General features: G+C 43.4%; 24 protein-coding genes. 19 read left to right on the top strand and 5 right to left on the bottom strand.

Annotated features, from left to right (window positions below; genetic code table 11):
- Complete coding sequence (locus tag CGZ90_RS20470) at positions 1 to 5,199, top strand: OmpL47-type beta-barrel domain-containing protein (RefSeq protein ID WP_133063564.1); 5,199 nt, start codon at positions 1 to 3, stop codon at positions 5,197 to 5,199.
- Positions 5,200 to 5,310: 111 nt separating this feature from the next.
- Entirely contained in the window at positions 5,311 to 5,631 is a 321-nt protein-coding gene (locus CGZ90_RS07625; RefSeq protein WP_094251700.1) for a DUF5658 family protein, read from the top strand.
- 35 nt (positions 5,632 to 5,666) lie between these two features.
- Here CGZ90_RS07625 and CGZ90_RS07620 read toward each other — a convergent pair whose 3' ends face one another.
- Genes CGZ90_RS07620 through CGZ90_RS07610 form a run of 3 tightly spaced genes read right to left on the bottom strand, consistent with a single transcriptional unit; the run spans position 5,667 to position 8,360 of the window.
- Positions 5,667 to 7,442: a hypothetical protein gene (locus tag CGZ90_RS07620; RefSeq protein WP_094251699.1), complete on the bottom strand. Its 1,776-nt coding sequence runs from the start codon at positions 7,440 to 7,442 to the stop codon at positions 5,667 to 5,669.
- The gene (locus CGZ90_RS07615; protein ID WP_094251698.1) at positions 7,439 to 7,915 is read right to left on the bottom strand and encodes a PulJ/GspJ family protein; all 477 of its coding nucleotides are present in this window, start codon (positions 7,913 to 7,915) and stop codon (positions 7,439 to 7,441) included. Before CGZ90_RS07615 ends, CGZ90_RS07620 begins: the two co-directional genes overlap by 4 nt.
- Positions 7,905 to 8,360, bottom strand: coding sequence for a type IV pilus modification PilV family protein (locus CGZ90_RS07610; protein ID WP_094251697.1), 456 nt, complete (start codon positions 8,358 to 8,360; stop codon positions 7,905 to 7,907). The genes CGZ90_RS07615 and CGZ90_RS07610 overlap by 11 nt, the downstream gene beginning before the upstream one ends.
- Before the next feature lie 156 nt (positions 8,361 to 8,516).
- Between CGZ90_RS07610 and CGZ90_RS07605 the strand changes: the two genes are divergently transcribed.
- The 15 genes from CGZ90_RS07605 to fliT all read left to right on the top strand — a co-directional run bounded on the left by CGZ90_RS07605 (position 8,517) and on the right by fliT (position 22,596).
- The gene (locus tag CGZ90_RS07605) at positions 8,517 to 9,968 is read left to right on the top strand and encodes a hypothetical protein (protein ID WP_094251696.1); all 1,452 of its coding nucleotides are present in this window, start codon (positions 8,517 to 8,519) and stop codon (positions 9,966 to 9,968) included.
- A gap of 52 nt (positions 9,969 to 10,020) precedes the next feature.
- The gene (locus CGZ90_RS07600; protein ID WP_094251695.1) at positions 10,021 to 10,746 is read left to right on the top strand and encodes a PRC-barrel domain-containing protein; all 726 of its coding nucleotides are present in this window, start codon (positions 10,021 to 10,023) and stop codon (positions 10,744 to 10,746) included.
- 15 nt (positions 10,747 to 10,761) lie between these two features.
- The gene (locus tag CGZ90_RS07595; protein WP_094251694.1) at positions 10,762 to 12,162 is read left to right on the top strand and encodes a VanW family protein; all 1,401 of its coding nucleotides are present in this window, start codon (positions 10,762 to 10,764) and stop codon (positions 12,160 to 12,162) included.
- Positions 12,159 to 13,823: a GspE/PulE family protein gene (locus CGZ90_RS07590; protein ID WP_094251693.1), complete on the top strand. Its 1,665-nt coding sequence runs from the start codon at positions 12,159 to 12,161 to the stop codon at positions 13,821 to 13,823. Before CGZ90_RS07595 ends, CGZ90_RS07590 begins: the two co-directional genes overlap by 4 nt.
- Before the next feature lie 9 nt (positions 13,824 to 13,832).
- Entirely contained in the window at positions 13,833 to 14,873 is a 1,041-nt protein-coding gene (locus CGZ90_RS07585; RefSeq protein ID WP_094251692.1) for a type IV pilus twitching motility protein PilT, read from the top strand.
- A gap of 3 nt (positions 14,874 to 14,876) precedes the next feature.
- Entirely contained in the window at positions 14,877 to 16,088 is a 1,212-nt protein-coding gene (locus CGZ90_RS07580; RefSeq protein WP_094251691.1) for a type II secretion system F family protein, read from the top strand.
- A gap of 27 nt (positions 16,089 to 16,115) precedes the next feature.
- On the top strand, positions 16,116 to 16,556 hold the full coding sequence (locus tag CGZ90_RS07575; RefSeq protein ID WP_379675037.1) for a type II secretion system protein: 441 nt from the start codon (positions 16,116 to 16,118) through the stop codon (positions 16,554 to 16,556).
- A 66-nt stretch (positions 16,557 to 16,622) separates the two neighbouring features.
- Positions 16,623 to 17,378: a prepilin peptidase gene (locus tag CGZ90_RS07570; RefSeq protein WP_094251828.1), complete on the top strand. Its 756-nt coding sequence runs from the start codon at positions 16,623 to 16,625 to the stop codon at positions 17,376 to 17,378.
- A gap of 27 nt (positions 17,379 to 17,405) precedes the next feature.
- Positions 17,406 to 18,389, top strand: a complete 984-nt coding sequence (pilM, locus tag CGZ90_RS07565) for a type IV pilus biogenesis protein PilM (protein ID WP_094251689.1) — start codon at positions 17,406 to 17,408, stop codon at positions 18,387 to 18,389.
- Positions 18,383 to 18,982 (top strand): PilN domain-containing protein, encoded by a 600-nt coding sequence (locus CGZ90_RS07560; RefSeq protein ID WP_094251688.1) that lies wholly within the window; start codon positions 18,383 to 18,385, stop codon positions 18,980 to 18,982. The genes pilM and CGZ90_RS07560 overlap by 7 nt, the downstream gene beginning before the upstream one ends.
- Entirely contained in the window at positions 18,982 to 19,797 is an 816-nt protein-coding gene (locus CGZ90_RS07555) for a hypothetical protein (protein WP_094251687.1), read from the top strand. Before CGZ90_RS07560 ends, CGZ90_RS07555 begins: the two co-directional genes overlap by 1 nt.
- 140 nt (positions 19,798 to 19,937) lie before the next feature.
- Positions 19,938 to 20,279, top strand: coding sequence for a flagellar protein FlaG (gene flaG / locus CGZ90_RS07550; RefSeq protein ID WP_094251686.1), 342 nt, complete (start codon positions 19,938 to 19,940; stop codon positions 20,277 to 20,279).
- A gap of 11 nt (positions 20,280 to 20,290) precedes the next feature.
- Positions 20,291 to 21,817, top strand: a complete 1,527-nt coding sequence (locus CGZ90_RS07545) for a flagellar hook-associated protein 2 (RefSeq protein WP_094251685.1) — start codon at positions 20,291 to 20,293, stop codon at positions 21,815 to 21,817.
- A 19-nt stretch (positions 21,818 to 21,836) separates the two neighbouring features.
- A complete protein-coding gene (gene fliS, locus CGZ90_RS07540) occupies positions 21,837 to 22,244 on the top strand; it encodes a flagellar export chaperone FliS (RefSeq protein ID WP_094251684.1) in 408 nt (135 codons plus the stop codon).
- Position 22,245: 1 nt separating this feature from the next.
- Positions 22,246 to 22,596 carry a flagellar protein FliT gene (fliT, locus tag CGZ90_RS07535; RefSeq protein WP_094251683.1) on the top strand — a complete coding sequence of 117 codons (351 nt, stop codon included), beginning with the start codon at positions 22,246 to 22,248 and terminating at the stop codon, positions 22,594 to 22,596.
- A gap of 7 nt (positions 22,597 to 22,603) precedes the next feature.
- Here fliT and CGZ90_RS07530 read toward each other — a convergent pair whose 3' ends face one another.
- Positions 22,604 to 22,876 carry a YqhV family protein gene (locus tag CGZ90_RS07530; protein WP_094251682.1) on the bottom strand — a complete coding sequence of 91 codons (273 nt, stop codon included), beginning with the start codon at positions 22,874 to 22,876 and terminating at the stop codon, positions 22,604 to 22,606.
- Positions 22,877 to 23,098: 222 nt separating this feature from the next.
- Between CGZ90_RS07530 and cspD the strand changes: the two genes are divergently transcribed.
- Positions 23,099 to 23,296: a cold-shock protein CspD gene (gene cspD, locus CGZ90_RS07525; RefSeq protein ID WP_133063563.1), complete on the top strand. Its 198-nt coding sequence runs from the start codon at positions 23,099 to 23,101 to the stop codon at positions 23,294 to 23,296.
- A 269-nt stretch (positions 23,297 to 23,565) separates the two neighbouring features.
- On the top strand, positions 23,566 to 23,832 hold the full coding sequence (locus CGZ90_RS07520; protein ID WP_094251680.1) for a hypothetical protein: 267 nt from the start codon (positions 23,566 to 23,568) through the stop codon (positions 23,830 to 23,832).
- Here the strand turns inward: CGZ90_RS07520 and CGZ90_RS07515 are convergent.
- Positions 23,812 to 24,300 carry a GNAT family N-acetyltransferase gene (locus CGZ90_RS07515; RefSeq protein WP_094251679.1) on the bottom strand — a complete coding sequence of 163 codons (489 nt, stop codon included), beginning with the start codon at positions 24,298 to 24,300 and terminating at the stop codon, positions 23,812 to 23,814. The two genes, CGZ90_RS07520 and CGZ90_RS07515, sit on opposite strands and share 21 nt — an antisense overlap.
- Between the last annotated feature and the right edge of the window lie 465 nt (positions 24,301 to 24,765).

Raw genomic sequence — 24,765 nt, 5'->3', positions numbered from 1 at the left:
ATGAAGAAGAATTTGTCCTTGTTTCTTTGTTTCGTGATGCTATTAAACTTTGCTCTTCCACTTTACAAAGCAGCTTCAGCTAGTGAACTATTAGCACCTATTAATGTGAAGGCTACCGAGTACTCTCCAACAAATATTAAGCTGACGTGGGATGCAGTGTCAGGTGCAGGAAGTTATAAAATTTATCAGTTAAATGGGTCAGAAAAAACATTTCTAAGTGAGAGTTCAAGCAATGCAGGTTATGTTAATACTTTAAATGAAGGAAATTACGAATTTGCTGTTTCGGCAATTTCAGGACCAACTGAGTCTATACTTTCAGTGCCTGTGTCTGTTAATATCATTTATCCTGTTATGGAAACACCAAAAAATTTAACACATACTATAAAAAACGGGAATGAAGTACAGTTGAGGTGGGAGCCTTCTCCTAATGTGGCTGGATATAAAATCTTTCAAACTTTTAACGGTGAAAGAAAGCTCCTTACGAAAACAACTTCATTAACTTACTATGCTAGAAGTTTAGTTGAAGGGAAGTACACCTTTGAAGTCTTAGCTTATCACGATCGTTTTGGAGAATCTTTGGCTGCTAAAGCAGAAACGGAAATCATTAATCCTGTTATGCAGCCGCCTGCTGATTTGACGTTAAGTCTCCGTAATGGCAATGATGTAGTTTTAAAGTGGACTGCATCAGAGTTTGCAGATAACTATAACATTTATAGAATTACTGAAAATGAAAGAGTAAAAGTTGCATCTATAGACAGTACTTATACATCTAAAACTTTTTATAAGCAGCCTGAAGGATATTACAAATATGAAGTAACTGCTTCAAGTGACCGTTTTGGAGAATCAATCAATGCTAGTATGGTAGAACATAATTTAGTTTATTCAGAAATGCAACCTCCAGAAATTTTGACGGCAGCTATAAAAAATGGCAATGATCTATACTTAAAATGGAATGAATCTCAATACGCATCATCTTATAACATATATAAACTAGTAAACAACGAAAGAATTTTTTTGAAAAACAGTAAAAATACAAATGTTACTCTTTTTAACATGCCAGAAGAGTATTATGAAATTGAAATAACAGCAGTAAGTGATCGTTTTGGAGAATCGGCTTCTGCTAGTTACACAGAATTAAATCTTATCCATCCTGATATGACTGCACCAGCAAATGTTAAGCTGGATGTCAGAATGGGGAATGATATTGCATTAACTTGGGACGAATCAGCATTTGCAGATAGTTATAATGTATATCAAATCCAAGATGGTAAACGAACACTAATAAAAAACATAATCGGCCTATCTTATACTCATAGAAATCTGCCAGAAGGAAACTATTCATTTGAGATTACGTCTTTTAGTTCTCGATTCGGCGAGTCATCAGGCACTTCCGTAGAGTATGACCTTGTTCATCCAATTATGCAGCCACCCACAGAAGCTACATATAAAATTTTAAATGGAAACGATATAATACTTTCCTGGACTGAAGCCTCTTATGTAAGCAAATATAATATTTATCAACTTGAAAATGGTGAAAGAAAACTAATAGGCTCAACTTCAAATAATAATACAACAAAATATACACTGCCAAATTTGCCAGAAGGAAAATTATCTTTTGAAGTCACTTCTTTTAGTGACAGATTCGGTGAGTCCAAACAGGCGATGCCGTTTGAATATAATATGGTCCATCCAGAAATGAAAGCTCCTACAAATTTGAAAGCAAGTATTATTAACGGTAATGAAATAGCTTTATACTGGGATACGGCGGAATTTGCAAATAGTTACAGCATCTATCAAACGGTTAATGGCGAAAGAAAGCATGTAGCAACAACCGTTAATCCCTCTTATCGTTTGAAAAATCAGCCAGAAGGAACTCATGGATTCGAAGTATTTGCTCATAGCGACAGATTCGGACCTTCAGAAACAGCAGGGCAGACTCAAATAAAGTTGAAATATCCAATTATGCAGCCTCCTGTTCTTAAGTTAGCACCATTAAACACAGATTCTATAAGCCTTACGTGGAAATCTGTTCAATTTGCCTCAACGTATAATATTTACAAAGTGGAAAATGGTAAAAATGTTTTCGTGAAAAATACAAATTTATTCACTGAAACCATTAATAAACTGCCTAATGGTTCCCATGAATACGTAGTTACAGCTATTAGTCCTTTATTTGGAGAGTCAGAAATCTCAAATAAAGTAACATTTGAAGTTGAACTTGGGGCACCAAATGTTATTGCTGAAGTTAAGGAATTGCAAGTAACGCTGAACTGGTCCGAAGTTACAGGGGCTGCGTCTTATAATGTTTATGTGATGAAAGATGGTTCAGAAAAATACTTGGGAACGGTTGAGACCGGGACATCCTACATCATGGAAGATGTTGAACCTGGAGTCTACGAATACCATTTATATGCCGTTTCAGGTATTGGAACAAAATCAAAAGTTTATGGCAAAGCAGAAGCAGAGGTCATTGAACCGGATCAAACAGCCCCAATAACAAGATCGAATTTAGATGAGGGTTGGTATAGATATGATATCTATGGCAAACTCACCGCATCCGACGATCGGTCAGGTGTAGACAAAACCTTTTACTCAATCAATAGCGGTGAGATGGCAGAAGGAAGAGCATTCACAATTACAGAAGAAGGCAGCCATACCGTTTCATTCTACAGTATTGATAAAAAAGGCAATGTGGAAGAAGTTAAAACCGAGACAGTGAAGCTTGATAAGAAAGCTCCTGTATCTGAAATTAATACAAATCTTGCACTACCAGAAATCACAGCAACAGATGAATTAAGCGGTTTAGCTAAGACTTACTTCTCCATCAACGGAGGTGAGTTAACAGAAGGAAATATTTTACCCGCTCTATCAGAAGGAAGCTATGAAATTGAATACTTTAGCACAGATAAAGCTGGAAATGTAGAAGCAACCAAAACGCTCACTTTTATTGTGGATCAACAAGCTCCAGAAACGTTAAGTAACATAACAGAAAAATGGAGCAAGAAAGATTTTAAAGTGCAGCTAACAGCAACAGACGACCTAAGCGGAGTAGCTTCAACCTTCTACTCAATAAACGGATCTGAATTCACTGAAGGCACAAGCTTCTCTGTTGAAGAAGAAGGCGTTCACGAAGTATCCTTCTACAGCGTAGATAAAGCAGGAAATGTAGAAGAAGTAAAAACAGCCACAGTAAAGCTGGACATAACAGCTCCAGTTTCTGAAATTAACACAGATCTAGCGCAGCCAGAGATCACAGCAATAGACGAACTAAGCGGTCTTGATAAAACATACTTCTCTATCAACGGAGGAGACCTTACAGAAGGAAATATCCTTCCTGCCCTTCCAGAAGGAAGCTATGAAATCTCTTATTACAGCATCGATAAAGCAGGCAACCAAGAAGAAGCGAAAACCATTTCATACATGGTTGACGAAACTGCTCCTGTTACAACAAGCAACTTAACAGAAGATTGGAACACAGCAAGCTTCGGCGTTCAGCTAACAGCGACTGACGACCTAAGCGGAGTAGCTTCAACTTTCTACTCTCTGAACGGATCAGAGTTTGCTGAAGGGACAAGCTTTACCGTTGAAGAAGAAGGCATACACGAAGTTGCCTACTATAGCGTAGATAAAGCAGGAAACAAGGAAGAATTAAAAACAGAAAAGCTATTTATCGATTTTACAGCTCCTGTAACGACTGCCATCACGCCAGAAGGCTGGACAAACAGCGAGTACACGATGGAGCTTTATCCAACAGACAACCTGAGCGGAGTGGACAAGACATATTATTCCATTAACGACAGTGAGTTTGTTGAAGGGACTAGCATTGAGTTCATAGAAGAAGGAGTATTTAAGGTCTCTTTCTACAGCGTTGATAAAGCAGGAAACGTGGAAGATATTCAAACTATCGAGCTCAACTATGACAAAACAGCTCCTGTGACCGTATCTGATGCACCGTCAGAATGGAAAAATTCAGACGTTCAGGTCAATTTGACTGCTACAGACAACCTAAGCGGAGTCGCAGCAACCTATTATTCTCTTAAAGACGGAGATTTTGCTGAAGGCCAAACGATTGATCTAACGGAAGAAGGCATCCATACACTGTCGTTTTACAGCACAGATAAAGCTGGCAATGTGGAAGAAGCCAAGACATCTGAAGTGAAGATCGACCGTACAGCACCTGTTACTGAAGCAATCGTTCCAGAAGAGTGGACAAACGCTGATGTTGCAGTAGAGCTGAAGACAACTGACAACCTGAGCGGAGTTGCGAAAACGTATTATGCTGTGAACGGATCAGAATTCGCAGAAGGAACATCACTTCAGCTATCAGAAGAAGGCGTGCATGAGATTTCTTTCTACAGCGTTGATAACGCAGGTAACGTGGAGCAGGTAAAAACGGTAGCCGTCAACCTTGATAAGACAGCGCCAGTAACAACTTCAAACATTCCAAATGAGTGGGTAACCGAAGACTTTGCACTTAAACTCACTGCAACAGACAACCTGAGCGGCGTGGATAAAACATTCTACTCTTTGAACGGGTCTGAGTTTGCTGAAGGAAATGAAAAGCTTGTCACAGAGGAAGGCGTTCACCAAGTCAGCTTCTACAGCACAGACAAAGCCGGAAACATTGAAGAAGCGAAAAAGTCTGAGCTGAAAATTGATAAAACATTGCCGGAAATTACGGCAGATTTTAAGGATCTTTACGCAGTAGGAGAGGTGTTTAAGCTTAATTACGAAGCTACTGATAAAGTATCCGGTCTTGCCTACGAATCTATCAAAGTAAATGGCAAGGAATATAAAAAAGGCCAATGCTTTATGTTCCTTTTCCCTGGTAACTACACGATTGAGATTACTGCTACGGACAATGCTGGATTAACACAAACGTATACAAAGAAAATCACCGTATACATTCCAGCATGTATGGAAGTGACACCTAAGGTAATCAACTCCAATAAAGGTACATTCACTGTCAGAGTTCCGCTGCTTGCTAAGTTTGATTATGATGAAAGCACTGTAACAATGAATGGTGTTGCACCAGTCCTTGATAGTAAAGGAAAACATAAGCAATCAGAAAAGGGGCAGTTCAAGTTCAACCGAGAAGATTTTGTCTGGGATGAGGCGACTGAGCAGCTTGTTCTTAAGGCATATGTCGGAGAATACTTGGTCATTGCTAAGACAGATGTATCAGTAAGAATTAAATAACCCATAATAGCCGGGAGAGCAAATGCTTCCGGCTATTTTACTGCCACTTTTGTTCTTTATAAAATACATGTATACTTATATAAAGAACGAAAACGAAGGGCGGAAACATGAATGGAATTAAAAGCTGTATCCAGCCGGCACTTATGGATATGCATTTTTCTTGCGTTTTTTAATGTTGCAGACGCCTTATTTACGCACTATTTCCTGCAAAACGGTGGAGTTGAGCTGAACCCTCTAATGAGAACGATTTACGAAATGCACCCGCTGCTGTTCATCACCATAAAATTTCTGTTCTCTCTGCTGGTCCTTGCTATCGGACTCATACCATTGAGAAGGAAAATCCAGCGTCTTATCGCATTCGCCTTTTCCGTATACTTTGTCATCATCTCCTGGCAGCTGTTCCTGCTTATCACACATGTAAAAACGGGCTGACCTTGTTAAAGGTGCAGCCCGTTCTTTGCTGTTTTCTATTGTAGTTTTCTTTCTATAACATCGATATTTAAATCTCTTACCTTTGGAAGACCTTCTGGCGGGTTTTCGATCAGTTCAGAGTTATATTGAACCTGCAATCTCGATTTTGAAGGGGAAAGGAAGGTCTGATAAGCTTCGTAATAATTCCCCCACCAATAATTCTTAGATATACCTTTCAGTGCGTTCAGGACTACCTTCCTGCCGAAAATACCGCCCTCAATTTTTATATTTGATCCCACACCGAACATTTCGAGAACATCTTCTGTGTAGAAAAATCCGCGGACAAGGTTCGGAGTATCTTCATACAGATTAATGTTAGCGATACTAATGGTTTTTTTGCCAAATAAAACAAGCGTGCTTAAAGAGTTTCCTTGCTGGATGCCCGAAATTTTTGCATAGCGGATTGTTGTTTTGCCAGTAACATACACGGTTGAATTGAACTTTACGTCGGATCCCCAAATCGTCAAGTCTCCGTCCACAAATATCGGTCCGTCAATTTCAAATTTCTCAAATTGGGAAGCATCGTATGAAAATCTTGGATCTCGGCCGATGTGTAGGTTTCCGTTGATATATGCCCCTTCTTTAAACGATATTTTGCTCGTGCCATTAGAACTGTTAAATGTGCTCAGCTCGCTGCTGGTGTACTTCCGCGTGCTCAGTCTGTTAAATGCATGACTGCCATCGATGTGAAGAGGCATGTTTGCAGCCACATAAATGTTCTTGTTCTGGTTTATTATACGAGTATGTTCTTGGTGTGATTTATTATTAAAGTTCGGATCGGACGGAGATGAGACCGTGAACTTGTTCCATGGGTCGGTAAAGTAATATCGTGTTCTCTGTGCTTCAATGTCAATCGGCAGGAAGTTTGGAGTACGGGTGTCTACAATAGGAACGTATTGTTTGTTCGGTTCAGTAAACTGTGTAAACAGGGAAGACACGTTGTTTTTGTTATACTTTTCATATCCGCTTTGGGCTGGGAATGTCTTTTCAGCGATATGTGTGTAATAAGATGGATTGTTATTCATCTTATACATTTCTTTGCCCAGGATTAAGTGTGCTTTATTGCCGCTTTCCCCTTCCACACTCGGAAGGTCAGAATCAATCCAATTTGACTGGCTGCCGCTAAGGGCAACGCCTTTATTTTTAGTGATCAGGTTGCCTTCAACATATAAATCGCCTTTGATGGCTACGCCTCCATGAAGAAACACGTTCCCATCGTCATCTTGCGTCTCACAATTGTCTTTGCCTTTGCACGGATTGTAAGCCCCCAGTGCGTATTTCAGCGCATCAGGAACCGCCTTAGCACCAAGGTGTATGGTTGAGGTGATTCTCTTCGTTTCACCGTTTACTGTCGCCTCGCTATGCAGAGTGAGGACCTTTGATATGATTTCCTCATTTATAGGGCCAGGCAAATCAGGGTAATACACTTTTACTTTTAAACTGCCTTTTTCAGCAGGGAGTTCTGAAGTGCTTAAAAACGCAGAATCTGCTTTGGGAACGAGGTAATTCTTTAAAATATCGTTCAAACCAATATTAAAGTCGTTCACCGGCAAGCCAGAATAGGCAGGTGTTTTTGTTTGAATGAGTGTTGTGAGGTAATCGATCCCTTTTTCAGCGAGCTCGGTCGACTGAATATCAGCTTCACGGACGTCTGTTTTTTTCATTCCGCTTAGCGTAGTGCCGAGCAGTGACAAGCCTATCGTTGTAAAAATGACGACCATCAACAGGATGATTAGCAGCGTATTTCCTTTTTCATTACTCAGGAACTTCATTTAACTCCCTCCACTAATCCAAACTGGCTTTCAAGAACGAGAGGACTGGCATTTTCGTTCTTATTGCTCGCTACGCTAAGCGTGATGAGAATGCTGTTTTTTTCAATCGCAATGCTAGATCCATGAAAATTAAAATCGCTTGTCGTGATAGGTGTGTTATTGATATAAGCTGAATTGTTTTTGAAGCCAAAGGTTTTGACTTCTGTTCCTTTTTTATATTGCAGCACACTGCTGTCTCCAGTCGAGATGTCCTCTATTTTTGCTGCTTCTAGTGCATAAATTTCGTTGACGAGACGCGACATGACGATATCTGCTTCATCCCTGATCAGTGTCTCAGTTCTAAGTTTATTTTCCGTGTTAACTCCGTTGAAAAGAACAAAATAAACGGCTGTACCGATGATAGAGAACAGTACGACGCCAACGAGCACTTCAATCATCGTCAGGCCCTTATCGTTTTGCAGTTTAGTTAACATGCTTGATATACCCCTCTACGTCTGTGCTTGACGTTCTGTTTTTCTGCATGTAAGTGACGGTGATCGTGGCAGGTGTCAGCTTTAAATCTTTGTCCTCTTTATCGGATTTCGGCTTTACTTTGACTTCGATGCTGTATGTATTGCCGTTAATAAGAGCTTGATACAGCTGATTACATTGGCTAGCAGGAATGCCATTGCCAGGACAGCTCGCTTTATTCAGCTTTTTCTCATTCGTTACAGGCAGTGTCAGCCCGTAGGATTTATAGTTTTGCTGAACGCGGTCGAGTGTCATTCGTGCAAGGTTCGTGGCGACGAGCTTATTGTTGTTGCTGTGTGACACGTCGTTTGCTTGCTGAAAAAAACTCGACACAGCCAGTACCGAGATGGAAAGAATGGTCAGTGAAATAAGTACTTCGATTAACGAAAATCCTTTTTCAGAGAGCATGGAAACACGTCCTTTTGCCCGTTTTTGTGATTTGTAATCATTATACAATATTCAACATAAAATTTTGGATATTTTGGATATTATTGAAGAGATTTGTAGTATTATAGTAACAAAGACATTGAGATGTCAGAATTTCGACTATTTTGGAGGGATATTGTGATAGAAATGATAATGGTTATTGCTGCAGGCGTGCTGCTTTTGCCGGTCTTATTTTTTCTACCGACCGCCATGTCTATAAAAAACAAGATGATTCTGCTTGCTGTTTCTCTTATTCTAGCAAGTGCCGGTCTTTTCGCAGCCGACCTTCTATCATACTGGACTGCTGCATTAGCCATTGTCGGGCTTGCTTTTATCGCTGCTTACTTAGCAGAAAAAAGGATGCCGGCTTCGGCTGAAGCATTGAGCGCTAGCAAAGAGAGCGCTGTGAGTGAGTGGGATGACAGCTTGTATGATTTCAGAGACAATACATCTACAGATAGGTCTTTGGAACTAAGTGAAGAAGAGCCGGTCGCAGAAGATATCCTTGAGGCAGAAGAGGTCATAGCTGCTGAGTTAATAGCTGAGCCAAAACAAGTTGAAGAAGAAATAGAAGTTATCACTGAAGAGATCGCTGACAATGCTGAGCAGATTGAAGAAGCACCAGTTGATTTAGAAATGGAAAATCTTCTGATTGCTGAGGAAACTCTTCTTGCACAAACGGAAGAGCCAGCTTCTCCAGATCTATTAGAAGATGACCTCGAGTTTTTGCTTGAGAATCGAGAGCAGCTTGATGCTGAGGAAGAAACTATTCAGCATGAAACGTCAGAACTAGCTGAAAACCGTGATTGGCTTGAGGAGATAGAAGATTTAAATCAGCCAGTTCATTTAGAACAGCAGATGGAAGTTAATGAGCCCGGAACTTTACAGGCTGAGGAAATGCAGGAGCTAGAAGAAATCGCAGAACTTGAAGTCATTCAAGAAATGGAAGAACTTGAAGAGAATCTAGAGCCTTTAGAAAAGCTGCCTGCTGCTTCAGTCGAAGGGAATACAGCGGAAGAGCAAGTGGAAGCTGAAAAGGTTTCAGAGAGTATTCAGACTGAAGAAGTGATAGAACTTGCTCCTGTTGAGTGGATTTCTGAGGATATCGAACTTGAAGAAATTACAGAACAGCCGGCTGCAGAAGAGAGTATTACAGAAGGAACAGAAGAACCTATGAAAGAAGAGCTTGAGGAATTGACATCTGAATTAACAGAAGAAGAGCTTCCAGCTGTTGAGCCAATGATGGAAGATGAACCAAGCTTGATAGATTCAGAGGAACACTCGCAGCCTGACATGGACACATCTGTGAGGGAGATGCTGCTTGAAACGTTAGAACATTATCAGAAGCAAGGTGACGAAGCATCGAGGCACGAGATGCTCAGCTCGATTCTTGCACAGCCGCTGTCAGATATGGATTACTACATTTTCTCCCGCCAGCTTGTTGAAAGCGGTTTGGTTCGCGAAGATTACCGCGGAACAGAGACGGTTTTGGAGAGCATGCGTACGAGACTCGCGGACTATATCATCATTCAAGAAGAAATAAATGACTACTTTTCTATCTTGCATACTGAAAAAAGTATAGTACAATAATTTGGTAAAAAGGTAATATACAAACTAATTTACATAGAATTGGGTGGATGGAATGAAAAAAAGCAATCAGTTTATCGGTTTGCCGATCATCAGCATCATGGATGGGACAGAGGTAGGCAACGTTAAATCATTGGTCGTTAACTCAGCGCAAGGAACAGTAGACTTTCTGACAGTAGAACACGAAGACTGGCAGATCAGCGTACGTGCGGTACCTTTCAAAAAGATCGTCGGTGTCGGTGAGTTTGCGGTAACAATTGAGGACCGTACATCAATCTTTGACCTGACTGAAATTCCGATCGCTAATGAGCTTGTGCAGAAGAAAATCAGCATCGCTGGCGCTAAGATGATTGACCGTAAAGGGCAGTTTATCGGGGAAGCAACAGAATTCTTTATCGATGAAGAAAATGGATCAATTCTTGGCGTAGCTATCACAACGCAAAATAAAGAGGTAGTTCTCGCATCAGAACAAGTCATCACGTACGGACGCGACCTTTTAGTCGTAAAAGAGCAGGCAGAGCTTAAATATTTGGCAAAAGCAGAAGATCTTCTGAAGAAAGATGCAGAGGAAGAAGCATCAGAGCCGGAAACTGGATTCAACGCGGTAAAGGAAATGCAGTTCCAGCGTCTTGCAGGCAGAACGGTAACGAAAGACATTTACACAAAATCAGGATCACTTCTTTTCGCGAACGGTACGCTTTTAAAGAAAGAAGATATTCAAGCCGCACAGGAAGAAGGACCTTCAGTTTTAGCAGAGCTTTCAATGAACGTAGCGGGTTAATGAGAGGGGAAGAAAATGGCGCAGACAGAGTTCAATAACAAGCGATTTTTAAAGCTTTTTGGGACGATCAGCCTGTCTTCCCTTTTTATTTTCTCAACAAGCATTTTTGCTGCGGATTTATACTCTAAAAAATTCGATGATCCAACTCTCGGTAAGGGGGCACAAATCGCTTCTTTATCTGTGGAAACATACACCAAGAATGAGGCAGCCGCTGCAGTAACAAAAGCTATTGAAGATTGGCGCAAAGGGACTGTCATCAGTCTTGTATACAACGGAGAAAAAATCACTGTGCCGAGTGAAGCTTTCATGTTTGATGTAGACAGCAGCATCGAGCAGGCGAATGGAGGAAACTCGGCGTCTCTTGCAGTTCAGGTCAACGAAGAAGCTGTGCGTGAGGCTGTAAAAGGTTTTAAAGAAGAAGCAATTTCTGATGTGCTGGATGAAGCGAGGCTGTTTCATCACGTTAAGCAGATCGGTGCAACACTTGATACAAAAGCCGTCGAGGTTCAGCTTTCAGAGTTTATGACTGCACCTGGTCAGCCGGAGGAAGAAGTTAGCAGGGTAGAAGTGCAGTTAAAGGGCCAGTTTCAGCTAATTGAAGCTTGGTCAGAAAAGCTGAACGGTACGGAGATAAAGCCGGAAGTTCCTTTTTCTCTGATACAAACGATGACAGAAAGAGGGGCTACTCCTCAAGACTCCCCAGAACTAAACATACTTGCGAGTGTCATATATGAGGCGACGCTGAAAACGAACTTTACTTATCTGGAGCGCCATACAACAAGGGAATTGCCTGATTTCACGTCACTCGGTCATGAATCGGCAGTAGATACAGAATCGAAGGATCTTGTGCTGCAAAATCCGAATGCAACTTCTTATAAGCTGAACCTTACATTTGACGACAATAAGCTGAGAGCAGCTATTGTCGGCGTGCCGTTTCCGTTCACGTATGACATCACGATTGAAAAGAAAACGTTTGAACCGAAAACGATCATTCAATTTAGTAAAACATTGCCGTATTTTTCTTCCATCAATGTTTTAAGGCAGGGGAAAGAAGGTTTCCTAGGCACGGTCTATCGCATAGCGTATGGCAAAAGCGGTGAGCAGGCAGAGAAAGTGAAGCTGTTTGAAGATTTTTATCCGCCTGTCCACGAAATAGAACAGCGAGGATTCCCTCTTCCGCCAACAAACGAATCAGAGAATCCAGTTGTACCGCCGCCGGGCAGCGAAGAAAACCCTCTACCATATCCGTGGTATCCGTATCCGATTCCTGGCCTTCCGGGAACTCCTGATGTGCCTGAGACTCCGGAACAGCCTGATACACCCGTTGAGGATCCTGAAAACCCGGACGATGCTCAGCCTGATGAAGACGGCAAGACACGATATAAGAATTCAAACAGCGGGGGCGAGGCAGGATGATCATTCAGCGCAAGCGGTTAGGCGATTTGCTTGTTGAAACAGGATTTATTACAGAAGACATCCTGCAGCAAACCTTAAAAGAAAAGCGTCCGAAGCAGAAGCTTGGCGATGCGTTGATTGAAAGAGGATATTTGACCGAACAGCAGCTGATTGAGGTGCTCGAGTTCCAGCTTGGCATACCGCACATCAGTCTGTTCCGCTATCCGATCGATGAGCAGGCGGTTTCAATCGTTCCGCGTGAATTCGCGCGCCGCCACTTTCTCATACCGATAAAAAAAGACGGAGACAAGCTGTTTGTTGCGATGGCTGATCCGATGGACTTTACGGTCGTCGATGATCTGCGCCTGTCGACTGGCTTCCAGATCGAGAGAGCGATCGCGGCAAAAGATGATATCATCCGGGCGCACAGCAAGTTTTATGATATGGATGACTCGATGAGCGAGTTGATGGATCTGCTGCCGCAGGGTACAGACATTACCGACGAAACACGCATGACAGAGGAGAATTCTCCTATCGTCAAGCTCGTCAACCAGCTCATTCAGCAGGCGATCCAGCAAAAAGCGAGTGATATTCACTTTGACCCGCATGAGACGAAGCTCGTCATCCGTTACCGTATCGACGGTATCCTGAAGACTGAACGAAGCCTGCCAAAGCATATGCAGAACATGCTGACGGCAAGGATTAAGATTATGGCCAATTTGAATATCACGGAAAACCGTCTGCCTCAGGATGGACGCATCAAGGCGAACATCGATATGCATCCGGTTGACCTGCGTGTTTCAACACTGCCTGCCATCTACGGAGAGAAGATTGTTCTGCGTATTTTGGATCTTGGAAGTTCATTGAACAATCTTGATAATCTCGGCTTTAACCGTATTAACTATGAACGCTTCACATCGCTGATCAAGCAGCCGAACGGCATTATCCTGATCACAGGTCCGACCGGCTCGGGTAAATCGTCTACGCTGTACGCGGCACTTAACAAGCTGAACAGCGAGGAAGTGAACATCGTAACGGTTGAGGATCCGGTCGAGTATCAGCTTGAAGGCATCAATCAGATTCAAGTTAACTCAAACGTTGGACTCACGTTTGCAAGCGGTCTGCGCTCAATCCTCCGTCAGGATCCTGATGTGGTCATGGTCGGGGAGATTCGTGATACGGAGACTGCTGAGATTGCAGTCCGAGCGTCACTTACAGGTCACTTGGTTTTAAGCACGATCCATACGAATGACTCGATCGGGACAATTGCGCGTCTGACAGATATGGGCGTGGAACCGTTCCTTGTTGCAGCGTCCCTTTCTGGTGTCGTAGCACAGCGTCTCGTGCGTAAAGTTTGCCGTGACTGCATCCAGCAGCATCGTGCGACAGAGCGTGAAAAAGAGATTTTTGCAAAACGCGGCATGAAAATTGATATTGTTTCAAGAGGAAAAGGCTGCGGAACATGCAACATGACAGGCTATAAGGGCCGTGTGGCCATACATGAAATCCTGGTGATAGACGAGCATATAAGGCAGCTGATTATGAACAACCGTACAGTTATGGAGATCCGTGACTATGCGATGAAAGCAGGAACCATTTTCCTTATTGACGACGGACTTTTAAAAGTAAAAAAAGGGCTCACGACGACAGAAGAAGTGCTTCGTGTCGCCATCAACGAGTAGGTGGCCAGCATGAAAGAAAAATTAGAGCAGTGGCTCCGCGCCGCTTTTCAGCTGAAAGCATCTGATGTTCATCTGTCTGTCGGCATGCCGCCCGTGTTTCGTATCAACGGCGGGTTAAAGCGATATGGCAGCGAATCGCTAATGCCCGAAGACACACTGGAAATTTCACGTATCGTCATATCCGAAAAGTATTATCCGGAATTTGATGAAAAAGGCGAAATCGACATTTCGTATGGAATTCAAGGACTCTCAAGGTTCCGGGTGAACGCGTATAAGCAGAGGTCATGCGTTTCCATCGCATTTCGTATTATCCCGACATCCATACCTAGTCTTGAAGAGCTTTCACTGCCTGAAACAGTAAGGAAAATGACGCTCAAGCCACAGGGACTAGTACTTGTGACTGGCCCGACCGGAAGCGGAAAGTCAACGACACTTGCTTCGATGATCGATTTTATGAACCGGACGATGAGCAAGCATATTATTACGCTCGAAGATCCGATCGAATATTTGCATCGTCATAAGACGTGTGTCATCGATCAGCGAGAGATCGGCTATGACACAAACAACTTTGCCAATGGACTGCGTGCCTCGCTCCGTCAGGATCCAGACGTTATTCTTGTCGGCGAGCTGCGTGATCTGGAAACGATAAGTACCGCGATTACAGCAGCTGAAACCGGACACCTTGTGCTCGGAACGCTGCATACGACAAGTGCTCCTTCCACAATCGACCGGATCATCGACGTGTTTCCGCCGGAACAGCAGGGACAGATCCGTATTCAGCTCGCTTCTGCGCTTGTTGGAGTCGTCAGTCAGCGGCTCTTTCCGACAACAGATAAAAAGGGGCGAAAAGCGGCGACTGAAATTCTCGTGAACACACCAGCTGTTGCCAACCTCATTCGCAATGAGAAGATTCACCAGATTCATAGTGTGATGCAGACAAGCAAAGCAGCTGGCATGCATACGTTTGAGATGTCGATCAAGGAACTGCTTGACCGAAAGGAAATATCAAAAGATACGGTCGAGCCGTACTTGCAGGAAGCGGGGGTGTAGCGCATGGCGCAGTTCAGTTATGTCGGCCGGGATAAAAGCGGTAAGAAAAGGACAGGCTCAATTCTTGGACTGTCCAAGCGTGAAGCCGTCCTGAAGCTGAAAGAAAAAGGCATCGCAGTCAGTGAAGTTAAGGAAGTCCAGACATCTCTTTTAAACAAAGAGATCTCTATTGGCAACCGTGTAAAATCACAGCAGTTTGTTATCTTTCTGCGCCAGTTTGCTACTCTTCTGCGAGCAGGTGTTTCAGTTGTTGACTCGACCCATATACTTTCCGGACAGACCGAAAGCAAGGCGCTTCGGAACGTTTTGGGTGATGTAGAAGAAGAATTGAGGCAGGGTAACCCGCTTTCACAGGCGTTCGCAAAGCATCGCTCGATCTTTCCTCCGATCGTCGTAAACATGACAGCGGCAGGGGAGATGAGCGGGGGATTGGACGACACACTTGACCAGCTTGCGACATTTTTTGAAAAACAGCATTACACAAAACAAAAAATTGTATCCGCGATGATGTATCCGACTATAGTCGGATTCGTAGCGATCTTTGTTGTAATTTTCTTGCTAGCAAAAGTTGTGCCTTCGTTTGCCGGCATGCTGGAGGATGCAGGAGGCGAATTGCCACCTATCACGCAGTTTGTGCTTGGTGCGAGTGATTTCGTGCAAGGGTATTGGTGGATATTCTTACTTGGAAGCTTTCTCTTTTATGCTGGAATTCTAGTAATGAAGAAAAATCCTTCTAGTAAATATTATCTAGATTATGCTATATTGAAATTGCCCATATTCGGTAAAATATTACAAAAATCGGCAATCGCTCGAATGACGAGAACGCTTAGTTCTCTGTTCTCCAGCTCGGTTCCGATACTTCAAGCACTATCGATTGTGGAGAAAATAGTAGAAAACGAGGTGGTTGCAAAAGTACTGAGACAATCCAAGGATGCTCTTGAGACCGGTCAGCGTCTAACAGAGCCTATGAAAGCGCACTGGATCTTTCCGCCGCTCGTTACTCAGATGATTGCCATCGGGGAAGAAACGGGGTCACTCGACGAAATGCTGTCGAAGGTTGCGGAGTTTTATGAAAAGGAAGTAGAAAGCGCCACAGACCGGCTGAAATCTATGATTGAGCCGCTCATGATCGTCTTTCTCGCATCGATTGTCGGTACTATTGTTATTGCCATCATCGTGCCGATGTTCAAAATCTATGACACAGTAGGACAATAGACTTATAAAAAGGGGAGAACGGAATTGTTGAATCTATTAAAGAAACAATTAAAGAATGAAAAGGGATTAACCCTTATCGAATTGCTAGTTGTAGTAGTAATTCTTGGTATTATCGCAGCGATCGCTGTAGTGAGTGTTGGCGGAATTTTGGATAACTCTAAAAAAGACGCTCATGTTGCAAACGCACAACAGATGGTAAATGTTGCTAAGATGTATGCTTCTTCAACAGCCTTAAAAGATGGAGACACTGATTTGAAACTTACCGAAATGTATTCAAAAGATCTTCTAGATACAATGATTGACCCGGATACAAAAGCAAAATACACAGCTGAAGATACTAGCCTAGTAAAAATTACAAAAGCAGGTTCTAAATATACTTATACAGTTACTCTGATTGGGCGTGACAAAAAAATTACTGCGATAGCTCCAGAAGAACTAGATCGCGATGATGTATCAGAAGTAGAATAATTAATCTATAAATCCTCCCGTACCCCGTACGGGAGGGTTTATCAAATAAAGGTTGTGCGATAAATGATGAATTACCTTTTACACACCTACATCTTCATAGCAGGCCTCATCTTCGGCTCCTTCTACAACGTAGTCGGACTCCGCATACCAAAAAAGGAATCTATCATTCACCCAGGCTCTCATTGCGTCACATGTGACCGTTCTTTGCACTGGTCTGAGCTTGTGCCTGTTTTGTCATGGGTGTTTCAAGGCGGAAAATGCCGAGGCTGCAAAACTAGCATTTCATTTATTTATCCGCTTATTGAACTCTCAACTGCTATTCTTTTTACGATTTCACCGCTTGTGGTGGGATGGTCAAAGGAATTGCCTGTCGCGCTGGCGCTTGTTTCGCTGCTCGTGATCGTGCTTGTTTCGGATATCAAATACATGATCATTCCGGACAAGGTGCTGCTCTTCTTTTTGCCGGTCTTTATCGTGCTTCGTATCATCTCGCCGCTTAATCCTTGGTGGGACATGCTGGCGGGTGCTGTACTCGGTTTTTGTCTTTTGCTTCTTATCGCCGTCATCTCGAAAGGCGGCATGGGCGGAGGGGACATTAAGCTGATGGGCGTGCTAGGGATAGTGCTCGGCTGGAAGGCTGTGCTCATGACCTTCTTTCTAGCCTCTTTTTCAGGAGCTGTAATCGGCATATCGCTTATGGCGACCGGCAAAGTGAAGCGCCGTGAGCCGATACCGTTCGGCCCGTTCCTGGTGCTTGGCGCATTGTGCTCATATTTTTTATACGATGAACTGATATCGCTTTATCTTTACATATTACGGTAGTGCATTCACAGACAGAGGTGAAAAGACGTGAAATTCGGTATGGGGCTTTTTCAAAAAAAGAGAATAAACGTAATCATCCAGGATCATGTGATTCGCTTTCTGGATCTTAAGCAGCCGGAACTGCTAGAGGTCAGGAATTCTGGGGAACGTTTTCTGCCGGCAGGACTGATTCAGGATGGCAGGATCATAGACCGCGAAACACTGCTTATAATCTTAGAGGAGTGTGTCGCTGAATGGGGGATTAAAGGGAGAGAGGTACAGTTTCTTATTCCTGACGGCAAGCTTGTTTTGCGAAAGCTGCGCATCCCTGCTGACATGTCACCAGAGGATATTAAGGGATACCTATACATGGAGCTGGGCAGTTCGATACATCTTCCGTTTGAGGATCCGGTCTTTGATTACGTTCTGCTTGAAGACGAAGGTGAAGGCAACGAGATTCTCCTGTTTGCCGCATCCGAAAATATTATTCAGGACTACTCATCTCTATTAGAGGACGCAAAGCTTAAGCCTGTCGTTGCGGACACTTCATTTCTAGCACTCTATCGTTTAATCTTTTTGCAGAACCTTGCCTCTGAAGATGACCATATGCTGTGCATGGAATTCGATATTTCATCTGTCCAGCTTAGTGTTTTCCATAAACATAAGCCGCGTTTTTATAATCATTTGAAGATGGAAACGGATATGAAGTCATGGAATTTTAAGTATCATACAACGGACATTGCGGAAATTGAATGGCAGGGTGACAATGAGTTTATGTTCGGCATGATCGAGGACATGATGCTCGAGATCGACCGCATCATCGATTTTTACCAATTTTCTCTTTACGAAGGAGAACAGCGAATCAGCAAGATCGTTCTGACGGGCGAGCATCCTGAGCTAAGATTTGTGATGGACAGGCTGAAGTCGAGGGTGAATGTACCCGTCGTCCGTCTGCAGCATCAGAACGATTCATTCCCATCGCGATTTGACCTGGTATTTGGTCTTGGACTTAAAGAGGTGGCGCTATGTTAGTCGATATTAACCTGCTGCCGCAAAAAGAGGTTCAGGGGTTTAAAAGTACGCTGATCATAATTGCTGCAGCAGCTCTGCTTTTGTCAGCCGCAACATGGCTCGGTGTGGACTATATGATCAGTACTGAAAAGCTTAAGGAAAAAGAAAACCAGCTGCAGCAGGAAACGAAGCTTGTTGAAATGCAGCAGCAAAAAACACAAACGGCAAGCCAAGCAGTAACAACTGCACCGCTGCAGGAGAAAGTGGATTATATCCGATCTAAAGACATAGCAGCCGCAGGATTTCTACAGCACCTTGTAGCACTGCTTCCTGAACGCGGATATTTTATGAAATATGAATATACTGACGGAAACACAGTCGTGATTAATGCTCGATTTGACACACTTGCCGAATCTGCGCAGTATATGCACGAGCTGGAAAACTCGCCATACATCAAGAGTGCAGCCGCTGAAAAGATGGAAACATCAAACTTTGAAGAAATTGAAGCCGGAGAAGATATGTCGGCATTTGAAGAATTCCTCCCGCGTTATCAAATGCTATATAAAATTGAATTTGACAGGGAAACTATTAAAGAGCTGATGGGTGAAGAGTGATGCAGGGAACTACATCGAAAATAAAAACGTATATCCTTGCTGCAGTGTTTGTTGTGTTATTAATGGCGGGCTTGTTTTTTTACTTTAATAATCTAGCTCCTATAAAGAACCAGATTACTGCTGTTGATGGACAGATCAAACAGCAAGGAAAATTGCTTGATACGATTACTGCGCAGCCAGCGGGAACAGCAGCACCTCTTGACGAGAACACGTTTCTGCTGCAGCAGGAAGTTCCCGTCAAGCCTCTAATGGATCAGCTTCTTTTGCAGTTTGAAAAAGCAGAAGTACTGTCAGACAGTTTGATCCTGACGATGGAGTTCACAGACGGCGAGATAGAAGCAGAAGAAAGTGATGAGGAAGAAGTTGCTGCCATCGATCCGACTCCTGCTCCGGAGGGAGAAGCTGCTGCGCCTGCTGAGGAAAACAGTAGTGAAGCAGAAGCAGCTGAACCTGCAATTGCTCCGGAACTTCTGCCTGAAGGTGTGAAGAAAATAACTGCAGAGCTGACGGTTCAATCTAAGGACTACGACAGCCTGATGGTTTTCTTAAAAGAAGTTGAAAAGCTGAAGCGAGTTATGGTCATTGAAGGCATTGATTTTACCGGACCGCAAGAGCTTGAGGTGGCAGCAGGTGAAGACAGCGAGGAACCTGCTGAAGAGGTTTCTGATCAGCTTATTTATGAGCTCACTGTATCGGCGTACTATCTGCCTGAACTTGTTGAATATTTAAAAGACTTGCCAAGAGTCGATTTTCCGGCGCCGAACGGCAAAGACACGCCGTTTATTAAGGAAGACGATGAAAACGAAGAAGATTAATGAAACTGCTCATTTGGGCAGTTTTTTTATTTTGTATACATTTAAAAAACGCAGTGTAAGAAAAGAAAATCTTATCTCTCTAAATCTTTTAAAATGGTTGCCGATATTAAAACAGATGTGATTGGTCAGGAGGGTGAAGGATGGAACTATCAGCATTAAGTTCTTCCCAAGTACAATCTGCAGGCAAACTGCCGGCAAAGCCAAGACAGCCAGAGAAAGCAGCCGAAGAGACAGGCGGTACAGAAGGAAAAAAACTATCTAAAGAAGAGCTTCAGCAAACACTTGAAACCGTTAATGAATACTTGAAGACATCGCAAACATCAACAAAGTTTGTGCTTCATGAAAAAACGAATGACTATTATATTCAGATCGTGGATGACTTAACAGACGAGGTCATGAAGGAGATTCCTTCAAAAAAGTTCCTCGACATGTATGCGGCTATGATTGAGTTAGCAGGAATTTTTGTAGATAAAAAAGTGTAAGGAGTGATTACATGGCAGGCATGAGAGTAGGCGGACTCGCCAGCGGCATGGACATAGACTCCATCGTAAAGGATTTAATGAAGGCAGAGCGCATCCCGCTTGATAAGCTTTCTCAGAAAAAACAGATTCTCCAATGGCAGCGTGATGATTACCGTTCCATGAACAAGCTGCTTGATGAGATGGACCGTTTTATCTTTGACGGCATCGGTCGTCAGGGAACTTTTTCAAAGAAAACAGTCACGAGCACCGATCCAAACGCTGTTACTGCAACAGCGACCGGCAGCTCGGCAAATATGACATCATCGATAAAGGTGACTCAGCTGGCGACAGCGAGGAATTGGGTATCCGATGGTACGGGTCCTGCATCAGGAAAGACGCTGCTGAAGGATCTTGATCCGTCGATCGGCGATGTTGTGCTCCGTGTTCAAAAACCGGGAAGTGCTGCGTTTGAGACAAACACTGTAACGATAAAGCTGGATCCAGCTGTTGATACGGTCGAGAGCTTTGCGAAAAAGCTGTCTGAAGCAGGAGCTGGACTGAGTGCATTTTTTGATGACTCGACTGGTAAGTTTGTATTGTCCAACAATGTAACGGGTGCGGGATCTAACGTATCGCTTGAAAATGACAGTGCAGCTGTTCTTTTTCAAAAGCTAGGATTCAGCTCTGTGACAGGAACACCGCCGACGGGGCCACAAGTGCTTGGAGGCACAGATAACGGACAAAACGCTAAGTTTGACCTGAATGGCTTGACCAATATGGAGCGTACGACAAACACGTTCACTATTTCGGGCGTGACATACACACTGAAGGCACCAACCATAAGCACAGTATCGATCAGCTCTGCCACAGACACGAACGGCATTTTTGATTCGATTAAAGGATTCGTTGATAAATATAACGATGTCATTGATAAGATCAACAAAAAAACGTCTGAATCACGATACCGCGATTATCAGCCGCTGACGACAGAACAGCGAAAAGATCTTTCTGAGAAAGAAGCAGAGATGTGGGAGGAAAAGTCTAAGAGCGGGATGCTGCGCGGAGACCAGATCTTAAACGCAGGTCTGCTATCGTTGCGCCAGGAGTTTTCGGCAAAGGTGAATACCGGCTATCCTGAGTACGACCAGATGTCAAAGATCGGTATCACGACAACAGCTAACTATCTCGATAAAGGTAAGCTGCAAATCGATGAGACGAAGCTGAAAAAGGCGATCGAGGAAAACCCGGATGCGGTAATGAAGCTATTCGCTCAGACAGGGACGGATCCTGCGGATAAGGGTGCAGCATCAAGGCTCCGTGATTCGATTGGTAAAATTGTAGACAAGATTGAATTGAAGGCAGGAAACGCACTGCGTACGAATGCACAGTTCACGATTGGCAAAGAGCTGATGGATGTTGATAAAAAAATCAGCTCATTTGAAGACCGTCTCGTCAAAGTAGAAGACCGCTATTGGCGCCAGTTTTCAGCGATGGAAACTGCGATACAGCGGGCTAATTCGCAAAGCGCCTATTTGATGCAGCAGTTCAGCGGGCAATAAATAAAGGAGTGAACGACTTATGTCATTAGCCAATCCATATCAGGCTTATCAAAACAACTCAGTACAGACAGCACCTCCAGGGGAACTAACGCTCATGCTTTATAACGGTTGCCTTAAATTTATTGCGGCTGGTAAAAAGGCAATAGCTGAAGGAAATGCCGAAGCGAAGAACACAAATCTCTTAAAAGCGCAGCGTATTATTCAGGAGTTCATGGTCACCCTTGACAGAAACGTGGCTGTTTCTGAAAATCTGATGACGATGTATGACTATATGAACCGCAGGCTTATCGAAGCGAACATCAAGTCTTCGGAGGAGATCTTATCTGAAGTAGAAGGCTTGGTATCAGAGCTAAGAGATACGTGGAAAGAGGTCATCCGCATTAACCGCCAGATGCAGCACGGCGCAGGTGCAGGCGGTAAGGTTTAAGATGGCGGCGGTAAAGATTTTGCTGGAAATCACGAAAAACCTTCACGATCATGTGATGGGCGGTTTGCCTGCTGAAGAACGCGAGCTTTACATTGAGCAGCTGGATGAGCTTCTGCAGCAGCGGCAGTCTCTGATCTCTGAACTGCCAGACGTTTACAGTGAAGACGAGTTGAAGATGGGGCACCATATTTTGCAGCTGAATGAAACGATTGATCCTCTTTTATCAGCTCAGCTTAATGAAATCAAGCAAAGCATTGCACTGCTGAAAAAGAAAAAACAAAAATCCGCCCAATACGCCAACCCATACCAGGCCGTGTCGGGGGATGGAATGTTTTTTGATAAAAAGAATTAAACATTGTTTACTTTTTTATCCCATATACGATCAGTGCAATTCCGGCCATGATCCAGAAAAGGTTAGAGGCATTCATTTTGGTTGAAATGCCGTAAAGGCCGAGTGTCATGGTAGAGAAAAAGATAATCGGTCCGACCATAGAGAGCAGGGAATTGACGAGGAGCGCACGTTCAACGGAGTTGTAATGCAGCATAACGAGGGCGGCCGTGATTTCAAACATTCCTGAGAATATGCGGATGGCAGCCATTCCGAGTACGATTTTTTCAATGGTTTGCAGCATACAGTTCCACTCCTGTCCTAAGCTGATAGTACAAGTATATGAACAATGCACTTGTTTAGAAGTGGAATACAGATAACGGACAATATGGCGTTTTTTCGACAAAACTAGTTGATTTTCGCTAATCTTATGTCTTTGACAACATTTTCTAGCCTATGTCATACTATACATGTATAGGGCGTAGGCTTCTATACAGATTGTTAAGACGAAGGGATAGTGAATTGCATGCAAGGTAAAGTGAAATGGTTTAACGCAGAAAAAGGATTTGGGTTTATCGAGCGCGAAGACGGAGACGATGTGTTTGTACACTTTTCCGCAATCAATTCTGACGGTTACAAGTCGCTTGACGAAGGCCAAGAAGTAGAATTTGATATTGTCGATGGAGCTCGTGGGCCACAAGCGTCTAACGTAACAAAGCTTTAATCCAACGACTAATAACCTTTACCCGTCTGGTGTGCCAGACGGGTTTTTATATGCTGATTGAGTTGCGATAGGCGGCGAATTTCTTCGTTGGCTTCGTTAGCATCGTTGCGTCCCGCAGTGGGGTCCGGTACCGATAACGGTTTCCATTATACCGAAGGTCATAATCTCGGTACCGGACCCCAGGTAGACATCGGAGAATTTAATTTGCCAAAACAAAAACCATGTCCAAGAATTAACCTTCATCCCCGACATGAAAGGACAGAAAAGACATGAAAATCACATTCCCGATAAAGTTTTTTGCTGCGATGATGTTAATCAGCACTTTAATTGTCTTCAATGATTATTTCATACCCAATCCGTTCCCATCATGGGAAAAGATAGAAGGTTTTGCAGCGGCCTTGTTTATTTACTTAATTTTAAAATTACTAAACCGGAAAGGGTATCTCGACCGCTCATTTCCTGATGCATTGAATGTGTTTTTTATTGTTGCCGGTGTGGCTTTTCCAGTGATAATCCTAGTTTCCTATGCTTTTTGAGTAAGCCGTTTTGACCACTTCCCAATCAAGCGGACGTTCCATCCTGTTCTCTGGCTGCTGAATGTGTTCGAAGCCAAACTGTGCATATAGTCCGTGGGCGTCATTTGTTGCCAGGCCGAACCGCGTGCCTTTAAGATGAGGATTTTCCAGCATGCAAGACAGGAGCCACTTGCTTAAACCTTTACCTCTATGAGCGGGGAGGATAAACACATCAGCAAGCCAGGCGAATTTTACATAATCCGTGACGACACGTGCAAACCCAACCTGATTTCTCACTGTTACGCTATCTGTTTTATGTTCAGTGTAAACACCGTAGCAAAGCTGCGAATTGGCGATCGACGCCTCCACAAGATCATAATCCATTCCCTTCGACCAATAAGAATCCTCACTTAAAAAGCGGTGAATGACATCCACATCCAGCATTTCCTTCTTTGTGGAAATGATATATCCATCATCCCTTTTCCACATAGCAGCTCCCCCTCGTGATATGTATTATATTTATTATATTTTTTTATGGGGTACGGTACCACATCCCGTTTCGTCATTATGTCAAAAGGGAATGGTACCGACATGCCCTTACCCTGCAAGCGCTGTCCATCTGAAAAAGACAAAAACGCCCTTTTGTCTTTTTCGAGTACCGTACCCCAAAAACTAAAAGGCTGTTTTTAAAAGATTTTTGCTTTGGAAGGTTTGTTTTCAACAATTCAGCGGAGTTTTCTCTTAGGTGTAAGGTTAGCTTCAACGCCTATACATAATGAATGTTCCTGTTTTTCGTTCAATTGATTATTTATTCAATTAGCATCCTGAATCCATCATTGATTAAGTTGATCGGAGTGTAAGGCGCCGACTCCAGCGGGATGAGTGAGGCAGGTGAGACCTTTTAAAGGCGCGTAGCGACAAAAGGGCTCACCGCTCACCCCGCGGAAAGCGTGC

It is taken from the genome of Fictibacillus aquaticus (assembly GCF_002245695.1).
In the GTDB taxonomy this organism is placed as follows: Bacteria; Bacillota; Bacilli; order Bacillales; family Fictibacillaceae; genus Fictibacillus; species Fictibacillus aquaticus.
This window is presented reverse-complemented; position numbering and strand designations above follow the sequence as displayed.